The 17,997-nt window shown below is 74.0% G+C and carries 17 protein-coding genes and 1 pseudogene; 10 read left to right on the forward strand and 8 right to left on the reverse strand.

Annotated features, from left to right (window positions below):
• The first annotated feature begins 72 nt into the window (after positions 1–72).
• The 3 genes from ACZ5VC_RS00840 (at position 73) to ACZ5VC_RS00850 (ending at position 3,175) form a co-directional block, all read left to right on the forward strand.
• The gene (locus ACZ5VC_RS00840) at positions 73–993 is read left to right on the forward strand and encodes a glycerophosphodiester phosphodiesterase (RefSeq protein ID WP_469118888.1); all 921 of its coding nucleotides are present in this window, start codon (positions 73–75) and stop codon (positions 991–993) included.
• A gap of 56 nt (positions 994–1,049) precedes the next feature.
• The gene (locus ACZ5VC_RS00845; protein WP_469117997.1) at positions 1,050–1,580 is read left to right on the forward strand and encodes a methylated-DNA--[protein]-cysteine S-methyltransferase; all 531 of its coding nucleotides are present in this window, start codon (positions 1,050–1,052) and stop codon (positions 1,578–1,580) included.
• 302 nt (positions 1,581–1,882) lie between these two features.
• On the forward strand, positions 1,883–3,175 hold the full coding sequence (locus ACZ5VC_RS00850) for an MFS transporter (RefSeq protein ID WP_469118889.1): 1,293 nt from the start codon (positions 1,883–1,885) through the stop codon (positions 3,173–3,175).
• Between the two features lie 103 nt (positions 3,176–3,278).
• On the opposite strand, the gene ACZ5VC_RS00855 is transcribed toward ACZ5VC_RS00850, so the two are convergent.
• On the reverse strand, positions 3,279–4,229 hold the full coding sequence (locus tag ACZ5VC_RS00855) for a hypothetical protein (RefSeq protein WP_469118890.1): 951 nt from the start codon (positions 4,227–4,229) through the stop codon (positions 3,279–3,281).
• A gap of 215 nt (positions 4,230–4,444) precedes the next feature.
• Between ACZ5VC_RS00855 and ACZ5VC_RS00860 the strand changes: the two genes are divergently transcribed.
• Complete coding sequence (locus ACZ5VC_RS00860; protein ID WP_469118956.1) at positions 4,445–4,606, forward strand: hypothetical protein; 162 nt, start codon at positions 4,445–4,447, stop codon at positions 4,604–4,606.
• Between the two features lie 47 nt (positions 4,607–4,653).
• On the opposite strand, the pseudogene ACZ5VC_RS00865 reads toward ACZ5VC_RS00860, so the two are convergent.
• A pseudogene (locus tag ACZ5VC_RS00865) lies at positions 4,654–5,082 on the reverse strand (discoidin domain-containing protein); the annotation flags it as partial.
• Between the two features lie 259 nt (positions 5,083–5,341).
• Complete coding sequence (locus tag ACZ5VC_RS00870) at positions 5,342–5,698, reverse strand: cupin domain-containing protein (RefSeq protein WP_469117998.1); 357 nt, start codon at positions 5,696–5,698, stop codon at positions 5,342–5,344.
• 311 nt (positions 5,699–6,009) lie between these two features.
• On the opposite strand from ACZ5VC_RS00870, the gene ACZ5VC_RS00875 reads away from it, so the two are divergent.
• From ACZ5VC_RS00875 to ACZ5VC_RS00890, 4 genes are all read left to right on the forward strand, one after another.
• Entirely contained in the window at positions 6,010–6,873 is an 864-nt protein-coding gene (locus tag ACZ5VC_RS00875) for a hypothetical protein (RefSeq protein ID WP_469117999.1), read from the forward strand.
• Between the two features lie 76 nt (positions 6,874–6,949).
• Positions 6,950–8,209 (forward strand): serine/threonine-protein kinase, encoded by a 1,260-nt coding sequence (locus tag ACZ5VC_RS00880; RefSeq protein ID WP_469118000.1) that lies wholly within the window; start codon positions 6,950–6,952, stop codon positions 8,207–8,209.
• Between the two features lie 100 nt (positions 8,210–8,309).
• A complete protein-coding gene (locus tag ACZ5VC_RS00885) occupies positions 8,310–9,218 on the forward strand; it encodes a pseudouridine-5'-phosphate glycosidase (protein WP_469118001.1) in 909 nt (302 codons plus the stop codon).
• Positions 9,219–9,349: 131 nt separating this feature from the next.
• Positions 9,350–10,240, forward strand: a complete 891-nt coding sequence (locus tag ACZ5VC_RS00890; protein ID WP_469118891.1) for a carbohydrate kinase family protein — start codon at positions 9,350–9,352, stop codon at positions 10,238–10,240.
• Positions 10,241–10,288: 48 nt separating this feature from the next.
• On the opposite strand, the gene ACZ5VC_RS00895 is transcribed toward ACZ5VC_RS00890, so the two are convergent.
• Together ACZ5VC_RS00895 and ACZ5VC_RS00900 are read right to left on the reverse strand one after the other, a co-directional pair.
• Positions 10,289–10,933, reverse strand: a complete 645-nt coding sequence (locus ACZ5VC_RS00895) for a nucleoside/nucleotide kinase family protein (protein ID WP_469118002.1) — start codon at positions 10,931–10,933, stop codon at positions 10,289–10,291.
• Between the two features lie 73 nt (positions 10,934–11,006).
• The gene (locus ACZ5VC_RS00900; protein WP_469118003.1) at positions 11,007–11,474 is read right to left on the reverse strand and encodes a cupin domain-containing protein; all 468 of its coding nucleotides are present in this window, start codon (positions 11,472–11,474) and stop codon (positions 11,007–11,009) included.
• A gap of 171 nt (positions 11,475–11,645) precedes the next feature.
• On the opposite strand from ACZ5VC_RS00900, the gene ACZ5VC_RS00905 reads away from it, so the two are divergent.
• On the forward strand, positions 11,646–12,107 hold the full coding sequence (locus tag ACZ5VC_RS00905; protein WP_469118004.1) for a hypothetical protein: 462 nt from the start codon (positions 11,646–11,648) through the stop codon (positions 12,105–12,107).
• A gap of 1 nt (position 12,108) precedes the next feature.
• Positions 12,109–12,765, forward strand: coding sequence for a DUF2293 domain-containing protein (locus ACZ5VC_RS00910; protein ID WP_469118005.1), 657 nt, complete (start codon positions 12,109–12,111; stop codon positions 12,763–12,765).
• Between the two features lie 37 nt (positions 12,766–12,802).
• On the opposite strand, the gene ACZ5VC_RS00915 is transcribed toward ACZ5VC_RS00910, so the two are convergent.
• The 3 genes from ACZ5VC_RS00915 to ACZ5VC_RS00925 all read right to left on the reverse strand — a co-directional run bounded on the left by ACZ5VC_RS00915 (position 12,803) and on the right by ACZ5VC_RS00925 (position 17,920).
• Positions 12,803–13,558: a chaplin gene (locus ACZ5VC_RS00915; RefSeq protein ID WP_469118006.1), complete on the reverse strand. Its 756-nt coding sequence runs from the start codon at positions 13,556–13,558 to the stop codon at positions 12,803–12,805.
• A gap of 169 nt (positions 13,559–13,727) precedes the next feature.
• Entirely contained in the window at positions 13,728–15,047 is a 1,320-nt protein-coding gene (locus ACZ5VC_RS00920) for an SWIM zinc finger family protein (protein WP_469118007.1), read from the reverse strand.
• Complete coding sequence (locus ACZ5VC_RS00925) at positions 15,044–17,920, reverse strand: DEAD/DEAH box helicase (protein WP_469118008.1); 2,877 nt, start codon at positions 17,918–17,920, stop codon at positions 15,044–15,046. The genes ACZ5VC_RS00920 and ACZ5VC_RS00925 overlap by 4 nt, the downstream gene beginning before the upstream one ends.
• Between the last annotated feature and the right edge of the window lie 77 nt (positions 17,921–17,997).

A 17,997-nucleotide genomic window follows, 5' to 3' on the forward strand; every position in this document is an offset into this window, starting at 1 on the left:
GTTCCCGTGTCCCTGCGCCCCACCGCCGTCCGCTCCCCCCGCGCCCACTCCTCCTCACTGCTCCGCTTCCCCCTGGTCCGCCCCGCCCTCCGTTCCGCCGCCGCCGCGGCCGCCACGCTCCTGGGCGCAGGCGCCCTGTTCGCGCCCGGCGGGGTCTCCACGACTCCCGCGGCCTCCAGCTCCCCGAGCCCCGGTTCCGGGACCAGGCCGGCCGAGTACGACAGGCCGCTCGTCCTCGCCCACCGGGGCGCTTCGGCGTACGCCCCCGAGAACACGCTCGCGGCGATCGACCTGGCCGCCGAGATGGGTTTCGCCTGGGTGGAGAACGACGTGCAGCGCACCAAGGACGGGACCCTGGTCGTCATCCACGACGACAGCCTGGCCAGGACCACCGATGTGGAGCAACGCTTCCCCGGGCGTTCGCCGTGGAAGGTCCGGGACTTCACCGCCGCGGAGATCGCCACGCTCGACGCGGGCGGCTGGCTCGGCGAGAGGTGGGCCGGGGCACGGGTGCCGACGCTCGCGCAGTACCTGGACCAGGTCGACCGCAACGATCAGAGTCTTCTCCTGGAGATCAAGAAGCCCGAGCTGTATCCCGGGATCGAACGGGACACACTGCGCGTACTCGACGAGCGTGGCTGGCTGGACGGGGGGCACGTCAGGTACCGGCTGGTGATCCAGAGCTTCGGCGCGGACAGCGTCAAGGCGGTCCACGCGCAGCGGCCCGACGTCACGACCGGATTCCTCGGAACACCCCCGCTCGGCGAGCTGCCCGCCTACGCGCGGTTCACCGACCGGATCAACCCCTCGCACACCACGATCGGCGGCGCCTACGTGGCGGCCGTCCACCGGCTCAAGGGCGCGCACGGTCTGCCGCTGCGGGTCATCACCTGGACGGTCAACGACGCGGAGGGCGCGCGGAGGGTGGCCGACTACGGCGTGGACGGGATCATCACCAACAACCCCGACGTGGTGCGGGACGCCCTTGGCTGAGCCCCCGGCCGGGCGGGCAGGGGGTGGTGTCAGTGGGCGGCCGTACGGTGGTCCGCATGAAGAGCATCGAGTGGGCCACCCTCGGCACGGACATCGGGCCGCTGCTCCTCGCCGCGACGGACGAGGGGCTGGTGAGCGTGTATTTCCACGCCCACGCCGCGGTCCGGGACAAGGCGCTCGGAAGGCTGTCGGCGCAGCTGGGCGGCGAGCTCGTCGAGAACCCTGCGGGCCGCGCGGCCGAGCCCATACGCCAGATCGAGGCCTACTTCGCGGGGGAACTGCGGGACTTCGAGCTGCCGCTGGACTGGTCCCTGACGACCGGCTTCAACCGGCAGGTGCTGCGCGAGCTGGCGGCGGGCGTGCCGTACGGCACGGTGGTGGGGTACGGCGAGCTGGCCGAGCGGGTGGGACAGCCCCGGGCGGCGCAGGCCGTGGGTGCGGCGATGGGGGCCAATCCACTGCCGGTCGTGGTGCCCTGCCACCGCGTGGTGGAGAGCGACGGGGGACTCGGGGGCTTCGGCGGCGGGCTGGAGACGAAGCGGCAGTTGCTGGGGCTGGAGGGGGTGCTGCCGCAGCCGCTGTTCTAGGCGCGGCCCGAATGTTCCAGGCGCGGCCCGGACCGGGGTCCGCGGTCGGTCCGGTCGGGGTCACGCCCGTGCTGCTCGCCGGCCTCCCGACCGGTTGCGGGCGGCGCAGCGGGTCTTGACCGGACCCTTCCCGGACGCCGAGCCGCTGCCCCGAGGTCACGGTCCGGACCGCCCCCGCACCCCCGGCCGCCCCCGCACCTCTGTGGCTCGGGCTACGGGCGGAGGACATTCCGCACCCTCGTAAGGACTGACACACTGCCTCGGTGACTACGCACCCTGACGCTCCCGATTCCTCCGCACCGATACCGACGGCCAAGGCCGGGGCGCCGTCCGTCACGGCGGAGGAGCTGCCCGCGCTGCGACGGCGCATCACGGCCGTGCTCGTCGCCAGTCAGATCCTCGGCGGGCTGGGAGTGGCCACCGGAATCGCTCTCGCCACCGTCCTGGCGCAGGAGATCAGCGGGACGGAGGCGCTGTCGGGGCTCGCGCCGACCGCCACGGTCGCCGGCACGGCGCTGCTGTCCATGCCGCTGGCCGCGCTGATGACGGCCCGGGGCCGGCGGCCCGGGCTGGTGCTCGCCTATCTGGTGGGCGCGCTCGGGGCCGTGGTGGTGGTCCTGGGAGCGGTCCTCGGCAATTTCCCGCTGCTGCTGGCCGGCATGGCCGGGTTCGGTGCCGGCTCGTCCGCGAACCTGCAGGCGCGGTTCGCGGCGGCGGACCTCGCGCAGCCCGAGCGGCGCGCCCGGGCGATCTCCACCGTGGTGTGGGCCACCACGATCGGCGCGGTCCTCGGTCCGAACATCGCCGGGCCCGCGGGCCGTTCGGTCGCGGGGCTCGGCATCCCGCCGGCCGCCGGACCGTTCCTCTGGGCGGCCGGGGTGTTCCTCGTCTCCGCCGTCATGGTGTCCGTACTCCTGCGACCGGACCCCCTGCTCACCGCGCGTGCTCTGGCCGGCCCCGCCGACGACGGCTCCAAGGCCGGGCGCTCGCTGCGGGCGGGCGTGCGCGCCGTACGGGAGTCGCCGCGCGCCCGGCTCGCCCTGGTCACCGTCGCCGTGTCGCACACGGCGATGGTGTCGATCATGTCGATGACCCCGGTCGCGCTCAGCCACCACGGGGCCGGGATCCAGCTGATCGGCCTGGTGATCAGCGGTCACATCGCGGGCATGTACGCGTTCTCGCCGGTGATGGGCCGGCTGTCGGACCGGCTCGGCCGGCCGGCGGTCATCGGCCTTGCGGTGGGACTGCTGACCTGCGCAGCGCTGCTCGCCGGCACGGCGGGCGCAGGACACGGCCAGACAGCCGTCGGTCTCTTCCTCCTCGGTCTCGGCTGGTCCGCGGGTCTGGTCTCCGGCTCGGCGCTGCTCACGGACTCGGTGCCGCAGGCCGCCCGGGCCGCCGCACAAGGCCTGTCCGACCTCATCAGCAACACGGCGGCGGGCCTCGGCGGCGCGGCGGCCGGGCTGATCGTCGCCCGCGCGAGTTACGGCTGGCTGAACGTGGTCGCGGCGGCGCTCCTCCTGCCACTGGCGGCCCTCACGCTGCGCGGGGTGATGCGCCGGGGTACGCCGCGCCCGGAAACCTCCGGCGAGTAGGCGGGAGCGGGCGCGGCCCGGACGCTCGGGAGGCGGCAGCTCGCCACGTGGGGCCGTCCCTCGTGGGAGGCCCGGCCCGCCGGCGACGGCACCGTCTGCCGAGTCAATCGACGGGGGTGGGTGAGGACGCGCCGGACGCGCGGAGGCCCGGTTGGCCGGAGCCGTCCGCCGGGACGCTCCACACTCCCCCGTCGACCCCGTACGCGAGCGTCCGGTCGTCGAGCCACGCGGCCTGATCGTCGACGCTGCGGGATTCGGCGAGCGGGTGCTCCTTCATGGTGCGCAGGTCCAGTACGTACAGCCGCCAGGGCGCGGCCGGATCGTCCGAGACCTTCTTCTTGAACGCGACACGGGTGTTGTCGGGTGAGAGGGAGGGGCATTCGACGTTCTCGCGCAGGGCGCGCGCCGACCACTTCCTCATGTCGCCCTCGACGAGATACGTCCGGCCGGCGGTCGACACGGTCGCGTAGAAGCGGTTGTCGTCACGGGCGAAGGTGACACCCCAGTAGTTGATGTCCGGCGCGAAGTGACGACGGCCGTCGAGGGTGAGCGGGATCTGCTCCATGTTCTTGACCAGGTATCCGGTGCGAAGGTCCAGGATCGACGTACGGGTGGAGAAGGAGGACGTGGCGTACGAGTCGCCCGTCGCGAAGGTCGTCCAGGAGAGCATTCGCCCGGACGCCGAGACCCGGGCGCGGTTGGGGATCCCCGGTACGGCGATCCGGCGGGTCTCGCGCAGGTTCCGGTCGAGGACGAGGGCGTAGGAGCGCGGCGGCACGCCGGGGCGGCGCTGGAGGCACAGCGCGGCCGGGCCGGCCGCGTAGAAGCGGTCGCAGCGGGGGCCGCCGGTCGCGCGCTGCGCCCCTCGCCCGACCAGGCTCTGGTGGGCGAGGCGGCCGCTCCGGCCGTCGCGGACGTACAGCCGGGGGCCGACGATCGTGAACGCCGGGTCGGCGGCCACGGCCGGGCGCCCACCGGCGCCGGCGCGGTCGGCGGCCCGCAGGGTGTAGGCGACGGCACCGGCGGCGAGGAGGACGACGGCGACGGCGAGGATAGCTGTAGTACGGCTTGCCCTGGGGGTAGGCGAGGGCGCCGAAGTAGGACTTGTAGCCGGCCAGGGCCCCCGCCGGGTCGTAGGTCTCGTGGTTGCCGGGTACCGGGCGGGTCCTGGACTTGAACGCGCCCCAGGTCTTGTCGTAGTACGCGCGGTAGTCGGAGAGGCGGGCGTCGTCGTACTGGTTGTCGCCCATCGTCAGATAGAACTTCGGGTTGATCCGCTGGGCCTGCGCGGCGGTCTTCGGGTGGGCGCAGGAGCTGTCGGAGGCGGTGCACTGCGCGGCGATGTCCCCGGCGGCGACGACGGTGAACGCGCCGGTGGGCGGCGGGGTGTCGTCCAGGCTGCCGTACACCTCCACTTCGTGGAGCGAGTAGCCGTACGAGGTGCCGCGCGCGGTCCCGTACACGCGGAGGTAGCGGCCCTTGCCACTGAGCCCGGTCCAGTCGTCGCTGCCGCCGTTGCCCGCGGTCTCTCCCGCGATCCTGGTCCAGGTGACGCCGTCGGCGGACACCTCGATCCGGTAGGCCTTGGCGTACGCGGCCTCCCAGGAGAGGCGCACCCGGCTGACGGTGGCGGCGGCGCCGAGGTCGACGCGGACCCACTGCGGGTCCTTGCCCTCGGCGCTGGCCCAGCGGGTCGCCGGGTCGCCGTCGAAGGCCTTCTCGGCGCCGAGGGCGGAGTCTTCGACGGAGGAAGCGGTGGCGGGCTTGGAGCGGGAGATGAGCGGGTCGGCGGCGTCGGCGCGGTCGGGATCGGCGAGCAGCAGACCGGCGACAAGGACGAGAAGAGTGGTGAGGGCGAGGGTGGTGGTGCGCAGGGGGCGGGGTGGGGCGGAGGGGTTCAGGCGCATACCTGGGCTCCTTGGCCATGAGGACGGCGAGAGCTGGACTCCGTGCGGAGGGCGCCGTGCCCGCCCTCCGGGGGGACAGAGGGCAGGCCGCAGCGCTGGGCGGCCGGGTCAGAGCTCTCGCTGAGCGCGTCACGCCCGTTCATGGACCAGGGGGGCGGGCGCCGCGCCAAGCCGCCGCCCGGATGCTAGCCGACAGGAAGGTTTCCTACCAGATCCCCAACTCGCCGACTCCGGAAAGGATTCGGAGCAAGGGCCGGCGCTAGAGCGAGATGTGGTACGCCTTGCGGAGCGTCTCGTGCACCGTCCAGGTCGTCCGGTCGCCCTCGCGCAGGACGCACGCGTCGCCGGGGCCGATCTCCAGCGTGTCCCCGTCCTCGATCTGCACCGTGGCGCGTCCGCTGACGACCACGAAGAGCTCGTTCGCCTCGGTGTCGGTGACCACGCCGGGAGTGATCTGCCAGATGCCCCGGATCTGCTTGCCGTCGGCGGACTCCCACAGCACCTTGCCGGTCACGACGGGATCGCCCGAGACGATCTGGCCGGGGTCCAGCGGCTCCGGCTCGAGAGCCGCGTCGGGGATGTGAACGGCGAACGAGGGCTGATCATGTGTCGTCATGGCGGGACTGTAGCGGGGGCCGCGCGGCGCCCGGCGACCAGTACCGGCTGCCGGACACCGCGCCGGGCGCCGGCTGGACGGACCGCGCCCGAACAGGCCCGGGGCGGGTGACCGCCGCCGAAAACCGGAGCACGCGCGGGGCCCGCCGCTCTGCGTTGCCGCAGGTCGGGTGCGGCGCCTTTGGTACGCCCAATGTTGCTCCGGGGGATTGCTCCGAGCCCCCTGACATCAATGGCGTGAACCCGTCAAACTCGCGCTGAGCGCCTCCGCTCCTCCCCCACCGACACCCCCGTCCAGGACAGGAGAGTGCGATGTCAGCCCTGTTACCCCGTGCCGCCCTCGTCGCCGCCGGACTGTTGACCGCCGCCACCACACCCGCCGCCACCGCCGCCGCGTTTCCGGCAGCGTCCGCCACCACGGGAGTCCCGACGGCGCCCGCCTCGGACACCGCGCCGGGCGCCGGCTACAAAGCGGCCCACGACACCCTCGGCCCCCAGCGCCTCACCGCTGACCAGCGCAGAACCGCCGCACTCAAGCAGGCCGGGGCGGCGGGATCGTACGACGCGCTGCGCAACCGGGGCGCGCTCGCCGGCTACAAGCTCTCCGGCGGACTGCACCAGTCGCAGAAGACCTCCTACTGGTGCGGCCCGGCGACCCTGGTGATCACCCAGTCCGCCCACGACGAGGTCGCGGGGCGCTCGCAACAGGACGCCGCGACGCTCCTCAAGACCACCAGCAACGGCACGGCCTGGTACGGGATCAACATCAACGTCCCCAACCCGACGGGGTATCCGGTGGCCGACGCGCTCAACTACCGGCTGCCGGGCGCCGGTTACGTACCCAAGGCGCTGCCGTACACGCCCACCGCCACCGACAAGGCCACCTTCAAGCAGCACATCACGCACAACACCGACAACGACTACGCCATCGCGGGCAACGCGTGGGAGGTGCCGGGCGGCCCCCACCTGGTCGGGCACCCCAACATCGAGATCTTCCACTGGGTCTCGATAGACGGCTACAACACCGACACGGCCGCCGCTCAGGTCAACTACCTGGACCCGGTGGGCGGGGTGAGCACCAGCGTCATCTCCTGGGCGGGCTCGGTTCCCAAGTCGGCGCACATCTCGGCGGACACCCTCACCACCATCATGGGCGGCCGTGGCTACGTCTGGTAGCCGCCTCACGCTCCGCGTGCCGGGGCTCCGCGTGCAAGGGTTCCGCCTGCAGGGCCTCCACGTGCAAGGGTTCTTTGTGCTGGCGAGCATCTGGGTCGTACTGGCCGGGTGCTCGTCGCCGCCCGCCCCCGCGCGGGCCCCGGCTCCGCAATCGCCCGGCGCCTCGGCGAGCGCGGTGGCGGACGCCTGTGAGGTTCCGCTGCCGGGCACATGGCGCGCCGCGCTCGGCGCGGGCGAACTCCGCCCGCCGGGCGGTGCGCGGGTCGTGCTCGCGGAGGCCGGTGCCGGCTGGATCGCCGTGCAGCTCACCGCCGGTGGGCAGCGGCGGGCGGTCCTCGTCAGCGGGGCCCTGACCGACGACGCGGGCGGGGCGGGCAGGGCGGGCCGGACCGACAGGGCGACCCAGGCGTCCCGCGCAGGCGGCGAGCCCGGCCGGGCGCACGACGGCCCCACCCTCCGCACTCTGCTCACCTTGGCCGATCCCGCCGAACACCAGCTGCTCGGTGCGGACTTCGACGGCCGCCACGCCGCGTTCGCCGTGCTGGAGGGCCGGACCCTCACCAGCCCCTGGAGCCTGTACGTCTGGGACGCGGCGACCGGCCGGGCCCGCCGGATCGCCCGAGCGGATCTGCCCGGACCGTTTCCGCAGCCGGTTCTGCGCGGCGGGACGGCCTTCTGGGCGCAGGGGGTCGGCGGCGGCAGGGCGACGGTCTTCGCGGTCCCGGCGGCGGGCGGCACCCCGCGCGCCGTCCGCACCGGCGTGATGGACACGCCGTTCGCCGCCGGGCGGCTGCTCGTGTGGCGGAAGCCGGTCGACGCCGGCGCCGGGACACGCCTCACGGCCGTCGCACTCCCCGCGTCGCACCGGGCGCCGCCCACCGGGCAGGGCCGGCAGCCTCTCCAAGGTCCACCCTCCAGTCCGCCCTCCCCTCTGCTTCCCGCCCCGATCGCCGCACTGCGCGACATCCGCTCCGTCGTCTCCGACGGGACGACCTGGGCGTGGGTCGCGGGTGAGGAACGCCCCCGTCTGATGGTGTGGCGGGCCGGGCAGGGCGCCCCCGCCGCGGCCGTCTCCGCGTCCCCGGCCGTCGACGGCATCGACCAGCTGCGGATCAGCGGCCGGCTGATCACCTGGCGCACTCCGGAGACCTCGTACGCCCTCGATCTGCGTTCGGCGTCGTACACCCGGATCACCCCTCGGTACGGCTACGCCCAGGCCAGGGACGGAACACTGGCCGTCGCGTACAGCGAGGGGAACGCCAAGGCGGCGAGCTCCCGCTCGGTGATCCGCGTCGCGCGCGTGGACCGGCTGCCGGAGCTGCCCGGTTGCCACTGAGAGCGCGGCCGGGTCCGGGCCGGGGCACGTGCCGGGGCCGGGGCGGGGGCGCGGCCGGAAACGATGTTTGCGCGGGGCGCCGCCGCGCCAAGGATGGGACATGCCTGAGACCACAGTGGTGCTGTCCGAAGAGGTACGGGAGGCGCTCGACGCCGGCCGGCCCGTCGTCGCGCTGGAGTCGACGATCATCGCGCACGGCCTCCCCCGGCCGCGCAACCTGGCCGTCGCGGAGGAGCTGGAAGGTCTTGTACGGTCCGGCGGCGCCGTCCCCGCCACCATCGCCGTACTCGACGGAAGGGCCCAGGTCGGCCTGGACAAGAAGCAGTTGGAGCGGGTCGCCGGCGACACCGGTCTGCGGAAGCTGGGGCACCGCGACCTCGCCCTCGCCGTCGCGACCGGCGCGAGCGGGGCGACGACGGTCTCCGCCACCGCCTTCCTCGCCGACGCCGCCGGCATCCGGGTGTTCGCGACCGGCGGACTCGGCGGGGTCCACCGGGGCTGGACGGAGGCACAGGACGAGTCGGCGGATCTGCGGTTGCTCGCCCAGGTCGGCATCACCGTGGTCTGCGCGGGGGTCAAGTCGATCCTCGACGTCCCGGCCACGCTTCAGCGCCTGGAGACCCTGGGTGTGGCGGTGGTCGGGTACGACACGGAGTACTTCCCCGGCTTCTATCTGACCTCCTCGGGTGAGCGGGTGGACTGGACGCTGCGCACGCCGGAGGAGGTGGCGGCCGTCGTGCGGGCCCAGGACGCTCTCGGTGAGCCGTACGCCGCGCTGATCGTCGCCAATCCGGTGTCCGTGGAGGACCAGCTGGACCCGGAGCTGCACGACCGGGTGCTGGCACGGGCCCTGGACGAGTGCCATGAGCGGGGGATCACCGGCCAGGCGGTGACGCCGTTCCTGCTGGACCAGATGATGCGGCAGACGGAAGGGGCGTCATTGGAGGCGAATCTGGCGGCGGTACGGGGGAATGTGCGGCTGGCGGCGCGGATCGCGGCGGCGCTGTGAACCAGGGCGGGCGAGCGAACCGGGGCGGCCGAGGCGCGGGCACCGGACGCGACGAGGATAGGGACCCGGACACGGACCGAGGTGGACGTACGGACCCCGACAGGGCTTCCGGCGGGGCTCCGGGCGCACTCCTGGTCGTCGGGGACGTCGTCACCGATGTGGTCGCCCGGCACCGCGCGCCGCTCGCCCCCGCGACGGACACGGCGGCCGAGATCCGCACGCTGCCGGGCGGTGCGGGCGCCAACGCCGCCTGCTGGGCGGCGCGTTCGGGGTACGGGGACGTCCGGCTGCTCGCCCGTGTGGGCAGCGACTCGGCCGCCTGGCACGACAGGGCACTGCGCGCTGCCGGAGTGCGGCCGCTGCTCGTCACCGACCCCGGGGCCCCGACGGCGACCGTGATCGCGCTGGTCGACGCGGCCGCCGAGCGCACATTCCTCACCGACAGCGGGGCGGCGCTCCGCCTCTCCCCCGCCGACTGGTCCCCCGGTCTACTGGACGGGGTGGCCCATCTGCATCTGTCCGGCTATCTCTTCTTCGCGGCGACGAGCCGGGAGACGGCCCGGCTCGCGCTGCGGGACGCGCGTGCGGCCGGGATCCCCGTGAGCGTCGATCCGGCCTCGACCGGGTTCCTCGCGGGCTTCGGGGTGGACCGCTTCCTGGCGGCGGCCCAGGGCGCGCAGGTGCTGTTCCCCAACGCCGACGAGGCGTGCCTGCTGACGGGTCTGGACGAACCGGTGGACGCGGCGGTCAAGTTGAGCCGCCAGTTCCCGCTGGTGGCGGTGACACTGGGGGCGCGGGGTGCGCTGCTCTCCGCGCACGGCGATATCCTCGCCCGGGTCCCGGCGCCCGCCGTGCGCGCCGTGGACACGACGGGGGCGGGCGACGCCTTCACGGGCGCGTTCCTGGCCGCCCGGCTGGCCGGCGCGGACGGTCCCGCCGCCGCCTCCCGGGGCTGCGGGGCGGGCGCCGATGCGGTGACACGACCGGGAGGCCGCCCGCCCCAGCCCCCGGATCCGGACTAGCCCCACCGGCCCGCCACCACTGGGCACGGCCCCCGCCCGCCCCGGGGCTCACTCCCCGCCCGCCGGGATCCCCGTCCAGGCCGGGTGCAACGGATCGTCGGCGCGCACGACGACGTCGGCGGACTCGCTCGGGGCAGCCTCGCTCTCGTACCGCTCGAAGGCGGGCAGCGTCCAGGCGTGTTCGGTACGGCGCGCCAGGGCGCCGGGTGACAGCCGCAGATGCACGGTCAGGTCGAAGGGGAACCAGTGCCCCTGCAGAAACGGTCCGTGCACCAACAGCACCCCGCCCGGCGGAAGTTCGACATACGGGCTGCGGGTGGCCCGGTCGGTGACCGGGTCCCACAGGTCGGGCAGCACACGTCCGCCGCCGCCCGGCTCCAGCGGCCCGAAGACCTCCCGCCACAGCGCTCCGGTGTCGAACCAGCCGCTGTAGTACGTGTCGGGGTCCTCCTTCCCGTACTCGTACCGCAGCGACGCCGGCCGCAGAAACCCCTCGGTCCCGACCACCAGCACGGCCCGTCCGCGCAGCCTCAGCTCCTCGGCGACCCGCCCGGCCACGTCCCCCGTCCGCGCGGCGGGCGCCCCGTCGAAGCCGGCCTTGATCCAGTCGCTGCCGTCGGCGGGGACCGTCGCGTCGAGGTGGGCGGCGACGCCGGCCGCCATCCGGTCCCAGGTGATCGCTTCGAATCGCATGATCAGACCTTGTCATCCGACGCCGCGCACTGTCGGCCGGCGCCGGGCCGCGACGCGGGGAGCGGGTGCGGGGCTAGCCCTTGGCGCACTCCGGGGCTTCCTCGTCCACCGACAACGGCGCGCCCTTGGGGAGCAGATAGGTCACGTACAGCACCACGGGCTCGGTGCCCAGGTTGCGCCCGATGTGCCGGTGCTTGTGTCCGGACTGTTCGATGACGGCGTGACCGGCGCTCGTCGTCTCGACCGAGCAGTCGTCCATGATCCGGGTGAGTGTGCCCGCCTGAACGACGGCGACGAGCTGCCCGGGGTGGTGGTGCCAGCCGGTGGAGCCGCCCGGCGCGATGGTGATGGTCCGGACGACGACATCGGTGTCGCCCTTGGGCTCCTTGATCTTCAGGCGGCCGTCGGAGGTGCCCTTGGCCAGGACGGTGCCGGTGACCCCGCTGCCGGGCGTGGCGAGCGCCGCCGACGGGACCATCCCGACCGCCGCCACACACCCCGCCACGACCATTGCCTTGCGTATGCCGATACGTGTCCCCATTGCGTATCCCCATCCCCTGCGTCTGCTCGAACGGTGGCCGAAAACGGCCACACGCTACTCGCTGCCCCGGCTCCGGCGCTCCGAAAGGGCAAAACACCTTCGGGGTCGACTGGCAGAATCGAGTGGAGTGATCATGTCGTCACCGGCCAACACCCTTGAGGAGAGCGCACGATGGATGCGGCCCTGATAGCCGTGCTCGGCACCCTGCTCGGTGCGGCCGTCACCCATTTCTTCCAGAGCCGTACCGCCGAGCGCGCCGCCGCTCTGGCCCGTGAGGAGCAGCTGCGGCAGGAGCGCATCTCCACGTACAGCGCCTTCGCGGGGGCCCTCATCGACTACCGGCACAGTCAGAACGACCGCTGGTTCCGGGCACTTCAGCAGGGGCCGGGCTCGCCCGCGGCAGAGGAGTCCCGCCACGAGTCGTACCGGCAGCGCACCGCGGCCCGGCAGGCGCTCTTCCAGGTGCAGTTGGTCTGCAACGACCGCAAGACGCGCCAACTGGCGGCCGACGCATTCGAGATGACGAACTGTATGCATGACGCGGCCGGCGAGCAGGACCGCGCCTACCGCTCGGAACAGGCCAAGAAGGCTCTGGCCCAGTTCATCGAGGCGGCGGCTCCGGGCGTGCACTGAGATGGGCGCCGACCCGCTGGTGGTGATCCAGCCGCTCAAGCGCCGCAGCTGCGCCGAGTGCCGCACGGGGCCGCTGGCCATGCTCGTGCTGGAGTTCAACCACCCGTACTGCCTGGACTGCGCCGATCTCGGACACCTGGTCTATCTGCCGCGAGGCGAAGCCGCCCTCACCCGCCGGGCGCGCGAGGGCAGTTCGCTGTGGGCGGTGGTGCTGCGTCACAACCGGCGCCGTACGCGCTACGAACGCCAGGGCCTGCTCGTCGAGGAGGCGGCGCTGGCCCGGGCGGAGGCGGCCTGTCTGGCCGACGCGGAGGCCCGGGCCCGGCGGCGGGAGCGCGATGCGGCCCGGCGGGCCGCGGACGACGTACGGTTCACGGCCCTGCTCACCGCGGAGATCCTGCGGCGCTTTCCCGGATGCCCGCCCGACCGGGCCGGCGAGATCGCGGCGCACGCCTCCCTGCGGGGCAGTGGCCGGGTCGGCCGCACGGCGGCGGGCCGGGCGCTGGACGCCGGGGCCGTGAGGGCGGCGGTGCGGGCGTCCGTGCGCCATGTGGACACCGAGTACGACACGCTGCTGATGCGGGGCGTCCCCCGTCACCAGGCCCGGACGAGGGTCGCGCCTGTCATCGAGGCGGTGCTCCGGGCCTGGTCCCGCTGAGGCCGGACCCGAGGGTCACGTGCCGGTCGGCGTCCGGTCAGCCCTGGTCGCCGGTCGCGCGGTTGCGGCGGTAGAGGAGCACACCACCGAGGAGCATCGCGGCACCCGCCGGTACGGCGATACCGGCCAGGCCGGCACCGGTCTCGGCGAGGGACGCCGAGCTGCTCTGCGGGCCGGGGACCGGCGCGGCGGGCTTCACGACCTGGCCGGGCGCGGGCTTGCCCGGCTTGACGGGCTGGGCGGGCTTGCCGTGCCTGGGCGGGGTCACGGACTCGCCCGGCCCGTTGGACGCGCTGTTGCCGATGACCGGGTTGAGCACGCCGCCGGCATTGACCGAGTTGCCGCTGACGTTGACCGGGGCGTCCACCGGCAGCTGGATTCCGTTCCCGGACAGGATGCCGGACGAGTTCGTCGTCACGGCTTCGGCGTGGGAACCGCCACCCTGATTGCTGCTGCCGCTGCCATTGCCCTTGCCAGGGCCCTTGCCGGGGCCGCTCTCGTCGCCGTGGCCGCCGCGAGGGGTGCCGGGCTTGTCCTTGTGGGAGTGGCCGCCGCCGTTCTCACATCGGTTGCCGATGGCCGGGTTGAGCAGCCCGACGACGTTGACCGTGTTCCCGCAGACATCGACCGGGGAGTGCACCGGCAGCTGCACGGCGTTGCCGGAGCCCACGCCCCCCGAATTGACCGTTTCGCCCGTCGCATGGGAGTCGGCGGTCGCATATCCCGCGGACAGGGCGAGTGCGCCGCCCGTGACCATCAGAGTGGCCAGACCACTTCGGCGAATCTGCCTCATGGCTTCCTGCCTTCCGGAGTTTTTCCACGGGCATCCGCCCGTACCGGAAATAACGCCCCGGGAGGACCGTGGTTATGACTCCCGCGCCTTTCACCTGTTCGGGTGCTCGCCCTCGAACGAACTGTTCCACTCCTGCCTGGGCGAACGCCTCTGGCCTGGAGGGATCATCTCAGCCTCCGAGGAGTGCGGTGAGAGCGCCCACCGGGTCGGCGTCCGGGGTTCCGCGGGGCCACCAGTCCTCGCGGTCGAGGTCGGATTCATAGCCGTACCAGAGTCCGTCGCGGCCGTAACGGAGCTGCAGGGAACGGGTGGAGAGGCGGTTGTGCCAGGGGCGGAACGAGGGCTGGTCGGCGGCGAGCAGGGCGGGGCGGGCGCGGTCGAAGGGGCCGGCGGGCGGGTCCCAGATGTCTTCGAGGGCGGCGAGGCCCGCGAGGCCCCCCTGGCGCCAGGCGGCGACGGCGCGGGCCAGGTCGGTGGGCGTTCGGTCCACGGCGGTGGCGAGGTCCCGGTAGAGGGCGCGGGTCGACGCGGTGAGGCCCGAGCCGGGGTGCGCGGCCGCGAGACGGACGGCGTCCTGCCAGGGCGTGAGGGAGGCGACCATGTCCTGGCCGGTGGTCAGGAACGTATGGGCGCGGGCCGCCGCCTCGGTGGCGAGGAGGTCGAGGGACAGCGGGTCGGGGGCGCCGGGACCCGGCGGGTACGCGGGCGGACGGCCCGGATGGACCGGGGCCTTGAGCGGGGGCGGCAGTGGGGGCAGGGTGCGGTCGGCCAGGGCGGTCCGGGCCGGGACGGTGGGGATCAGGGGGGTCGAGGTCGACGCTTCGGCGGCGGAGCGGGCGGCGTTGCGGCGGGTGAGGTCGGCGAGGATCTCCTGCTCTCCGCGGCCGCGCATCAGGAACAGGACGAACGGGTCCTCGTCCAGGAGACGCGCCGACTGGTAGCACAGGGCGGCGGCGTGCTTGCAGGGGTAGCCGTCGTCCGGGCAGGAACAGTCGGGGATCAGGTCGCCCGCCGCGGGCAGCAGGTCCGCCACCGCCGCCAGCGCGTGCGGGACGTCCTTGTCGAGGAGGGCGGCGATGTGGTCGGGCCGGGCGGCGGCCGCGTCCAGGAACCGTTCCCAGTGGTCGTCGCCGAGGGTGCGGAGCCGGATCTCCGTACGGTACGGGCGGGGGCGGGTGCCGTGGACATAGGCGACGACCCTGCCCGGTGTCACCGTGATCGCGTCGACGTGCCCCCGGCTCGCGTAGGCCCGGCCGCGGGCGAGGCGCGCGGGGTCGAGAGCGGTGTCCTCCAGGGCCCCCACCCAGGCGTTGCCCCACCAGGTGGAGGCGAACCGGCCGTCGGCGGACTGCCGGGGCTCGAACGGCGGGAACGTGCGGCGCAGGTCGTCGTGGCGCGGGTCGGGCCGCGACGGACCGGAGCGGGAGGGGCCGGACGGTGAGAGCCCGGACGGTGAGACCCCGGGACGGCCGGGTCCGGGGCGGGTCATGAGGGCCTCCTCAGCGACACCAGGTCCGCCAGTTCCCTGTCGGTGAGTTCGGTGAGGGCGGCCTCGCCGGAGCCCAGGACCGCGTCCGCGAGGGCCTTCTTGGCGAGCAGCATCTCCGCGATGCGGTCCTCGACGGTGCCTTCCGCGATGAGCCGGTGGACCTGGACGGGCTGGGTCTGGCCGATGCGGTAGGCCCGGTCCGTCGCCTGGTCCTCGACGGCCGGGTTCCACCAGCGGTCGAAGTGCACGACATGCCCGGCGCGAGTGAGGTTGAGGCCAGTGCCGGCGGCCTTCAGGGAGAGGATGAAGACGGGGACCTCTCCGGACTGGAAGCGATCGACCATCCGCTCCCTTTCGGGCACCGGCGTGCCTCCGTGCAGGAGTTGGGACGGGACCGCGCGGGCGGCCAGGTGGTCGGCGAGCAGCCGGGCCATCGTGACGTACTGGGTGAAGACCAGGACCGAGCCGTCCTCGGCGAGGATCGTGTCGAGGAGCTCGTCGAGAAGCGCCAGCTTCCCGGAGCGTCCGGCCAACCGGGGAGCTCCGCCCGTGGCGCGCTCCTTCAGGAACTGCGCCGGGTGGTTGCAGATCTGCTTCAGCGACGTGAGCAGCTTCATGATGAGACCGCGCCGCGCCATGCCCTCCGAGCTCTCGATGTGCGCCATCGCCTCGCGCACCACCGCTTCGTAGAGCGAGGCCTGTTCGCGGGTGAGCGGGACCGGGTGGTCGGACTCCGTCTTGGGCGGCAGCTCGGGGACGATGCCGGGGTCGGACTTCCTGCGCCGGAGCAGGAACGGGCGGACCAGCCGGGACAGCCGCTCCAGGGCTTCTTCGTCCTCGCCGTTCTCGGCGGCGCGGGCGTGGCGGGCGCGGAAGGTCTTGAGCGGGCCGAGGAGTCCCGGCGTGGTCCAGTCGAGGAGCGCCCACAGCTCGGAGAGGTTGTTCTCGACGGGCGTGCCGGTGAGGGCGACCCGCGCCGGCGAGGGGATCGTGCGCAGCGCCTTGGCCGTGGCGGAGAACGGGTTCTTGACGTGCTGTGCCTCGTCGGCGACGACCATCCCCCACTGTTGCGAGGCCAGTTGCTCGGCGCTCGTACGCATCGTGCCGTACGTGGTCAGGACGAAGCCGCCGTCGGCGCCGTCCAGGGACCGGTCCGTGCCGTGGAAACGCCGCACCGGGACGCCGGGCGCGAACCGGGTGATCTCCCGCTGCCAGTTCCCGAGCAGCGACGCGGGGCACACGACCAGGGTCGGCGCGGTGCGCGCCCGCCGCAGATGCAGGGCGATCAGGGTGACGGTCTTGCCGAGGCCCATGTCGTCGGCGAGGCAGCCGCCGAGACCGAGCGAGGTCATCAGGTCCAGCCAGGCGAGCCCGCGCAGCTGGTAGTCGCGGAGCGTGGCGTGCAGACCGGGTGGCGGGGGCACGGTCCCCGGGCCGGCGGTGAGCCGGTCGCGGAGCGTCGCGAGGGCCCCGACCGGGACGGCCCGCACGGTCTCGCCGTCCACGTCGGCCGTGCCGCTGAGGGCCACGGCCAGCGCGTCCACGGGCTCCAGGAGGCCCAGCTCGCGCTTGCGTGCCTTCCGTACGAGTCCGGGGTCGACCACCACCCACTGGTCCCGCAGCCGCACGATCGGCCGGTGTGCCTCGGCGAGGGAGTCCATCTCTCGCTCGGTGAGGGGGTCGCCGTCGAGGGCCAGCTGCCAGTTGAAGCGCAGCAGCTCGGCGCTGTCGAAGAAGGCGGTGCCGTCGGTGGCGGACCCGGGCGCCGGGCGGACGACGGCGGTGGCGCCGAGCGAGCGCACCAGGTCCCTGGGCCAGTGGACGGTGACCCCGGCGGCGGCGAGCCGGGTCGCGGCCGGGCCGAGGAGTTCGTAGAGCTCGTCCTCGCTCAGCGGCAGCACATCGGGGACGTCCCGCTCGAGGAGCCCGCCGAGCGGCGCCCAGACGCGGGCCGCCCGGCGCAGGGCCAGTACGGCGTCGATACGGGCTCGCGGCCCGAACAGCTCGTCGCCGTCGCCCGCCCAGAGCGCGGCCGCGTCGATGACGAGGGTCGGATCGGCGAGGCTGTGCACCTGCAGGAGCGCCGCGGCGGCCTGCCGCTCCTCCCCGCCCTCGTGGCTGGTGTCGAAGAGCTCGTACCCGGACAGGTCCAGGCGCAGCGAGACGCGGACCCCGGCGTCCATCCCGGCCGCCGCTTCGGCCGCCCAGGCCCGCGCGTGGGGCAGGTGCTGAGGCTCGCGGGCGGCGAACGGCTCCCCGGCCGCGTACGCGGCCGCCGGCGTGCGGGGCAGGGTGTCGGCGACGGCGTCGAGGAACGCCCGCACCAGCGCTTCCGGCTCCGGCAGCCGGAGCGGACCGAGGCCGGGCAGGGGCGCGGCGTGGGCCTCGACGGGCATGGCGGCGGCGACGGCCCTCAGATGGGCGATGTCGTCGGCGTCCAGCGGGCCCGCCCGCCAGGCGTCGACGTCTTCGGCCGTAAGGCCCGGCAGCAACCGGCCGCGCGCGGCCAGATGCAGGGCGTGCAGAGCGGCCGCGCCCCAACAGGCCGCCGCCGGGTGCGCGTCGGCCCGGTGCCGGGCGTCCACGAGGAGGGGCAGGGCCTCGGAGACGGGAAGGACCAGCGCGGGGACCGTACGTCTGCGGCCTCCCGCACCATGGCGTCGCACGACGGTGAGGGTGGTGGCACCCGGGTCCCCGGCCGCGGTGTCGGTCTGCCCGGCCGGAATGACCTGCCCGGCGGGCTCGGCGGCCGGGGGATCGGAGAGGGCCGGCGGAGGGCCACCGTCCGGCGACCAGAAGGCGACCCGGCCCTCGCGCGGCACGGAGGCGGGCAGGAAGACGGCGGCACACATGTGCGGTGCGGTCCCCGCCATGGCCGTGTCACCTCCCCGCCGTGGTTCGTGTGCCGGGATCCGGAGATGATCCCGACTGGACCTACGACCTTACGGGT

Source organism: Streptomyces sp. NPDC033174 (assembly GCF_055577795.1).

Coding starts and splice junctions, on each gene's coding strand:
- ACZ5VC_RS00925 (WP_469118008.1), bottom strand. CDS start 17,920: ATGGCGGGGACCGCACCGCACATGTGTGCCGCCGTCTTCCTGCCCGCC.
- ACZ5VC_RS00915 (WP_469118006.1), bottom strand. CDS start 13,558: ATGAGGCAGATTCGCCGAAGTGGTCTGGCCACTCTGATGGTCACGGGC.
- ACZ5VC_RS00910 (WP_469118005.1), top strand. CDS start 12,109: ATGGGCGCCGACCCGCTGGTGGTGATCCAGCCGCTCAAGCGCCGCAGC.
- ACZ5VC_RS00900 (WP_469118003.1), bottom strand. CDS start 11,474: ATGGGGACACGTATCGGCATACGCAAGGCAATGGTCGTGGCGGGGTGT.
- ACZ5VC_RS00895 (WP_469118002.1), bottom strand. CDS start 10,933: ATGCGATTCGAAGCGATCACCTGGGACCGGATGGCGGCCGGCGTCGCC.
- ACZ5VC_RS00920 (WP_469118007.1), bottom strand. CDS start 15,047: ATGACCCGCCCCGGACCCGGCCGTCCCGGGGTCTCACCGTCCGGGCTC.
- ACZ5VC_RS00885 (WP_469118001.1), top strand. CDS start 8,310: ATGCCTGAGACCACAGTGGTGCTGTCCGAAGAGGTACGGGAGGCGCTC.
- ACZ5VC_RS00905 (WP_469118004.1), top strand. CDS start 11,646: ATGGATGCGGCCCTGATAGCCGTGCTCGGCACCCTGCTCGGTGCGGCC.
- ACZ5VC_RS00845 (WP_469117997.1), top strand. CDS start 1,050: ATGAAGAGCATCGAGTGGGCCACCCTCGGCACGGACATCGGGCCGCTG.
- ACZ5VC_RS00875 (WP_469117999.1), top strand. CDS start 6,010: ATGTCAGCCCTGTTACCCCGTGCCGCCCTCGTCGCCGCCGGACTGTTG.
- ACZ5VC_RS00870 (WP_469117998.1), bottom strand. CDS start 5,698: ATGACGACACATGATCAGCCCTCGTTCGCCGTTCACATCCCCGACGCG.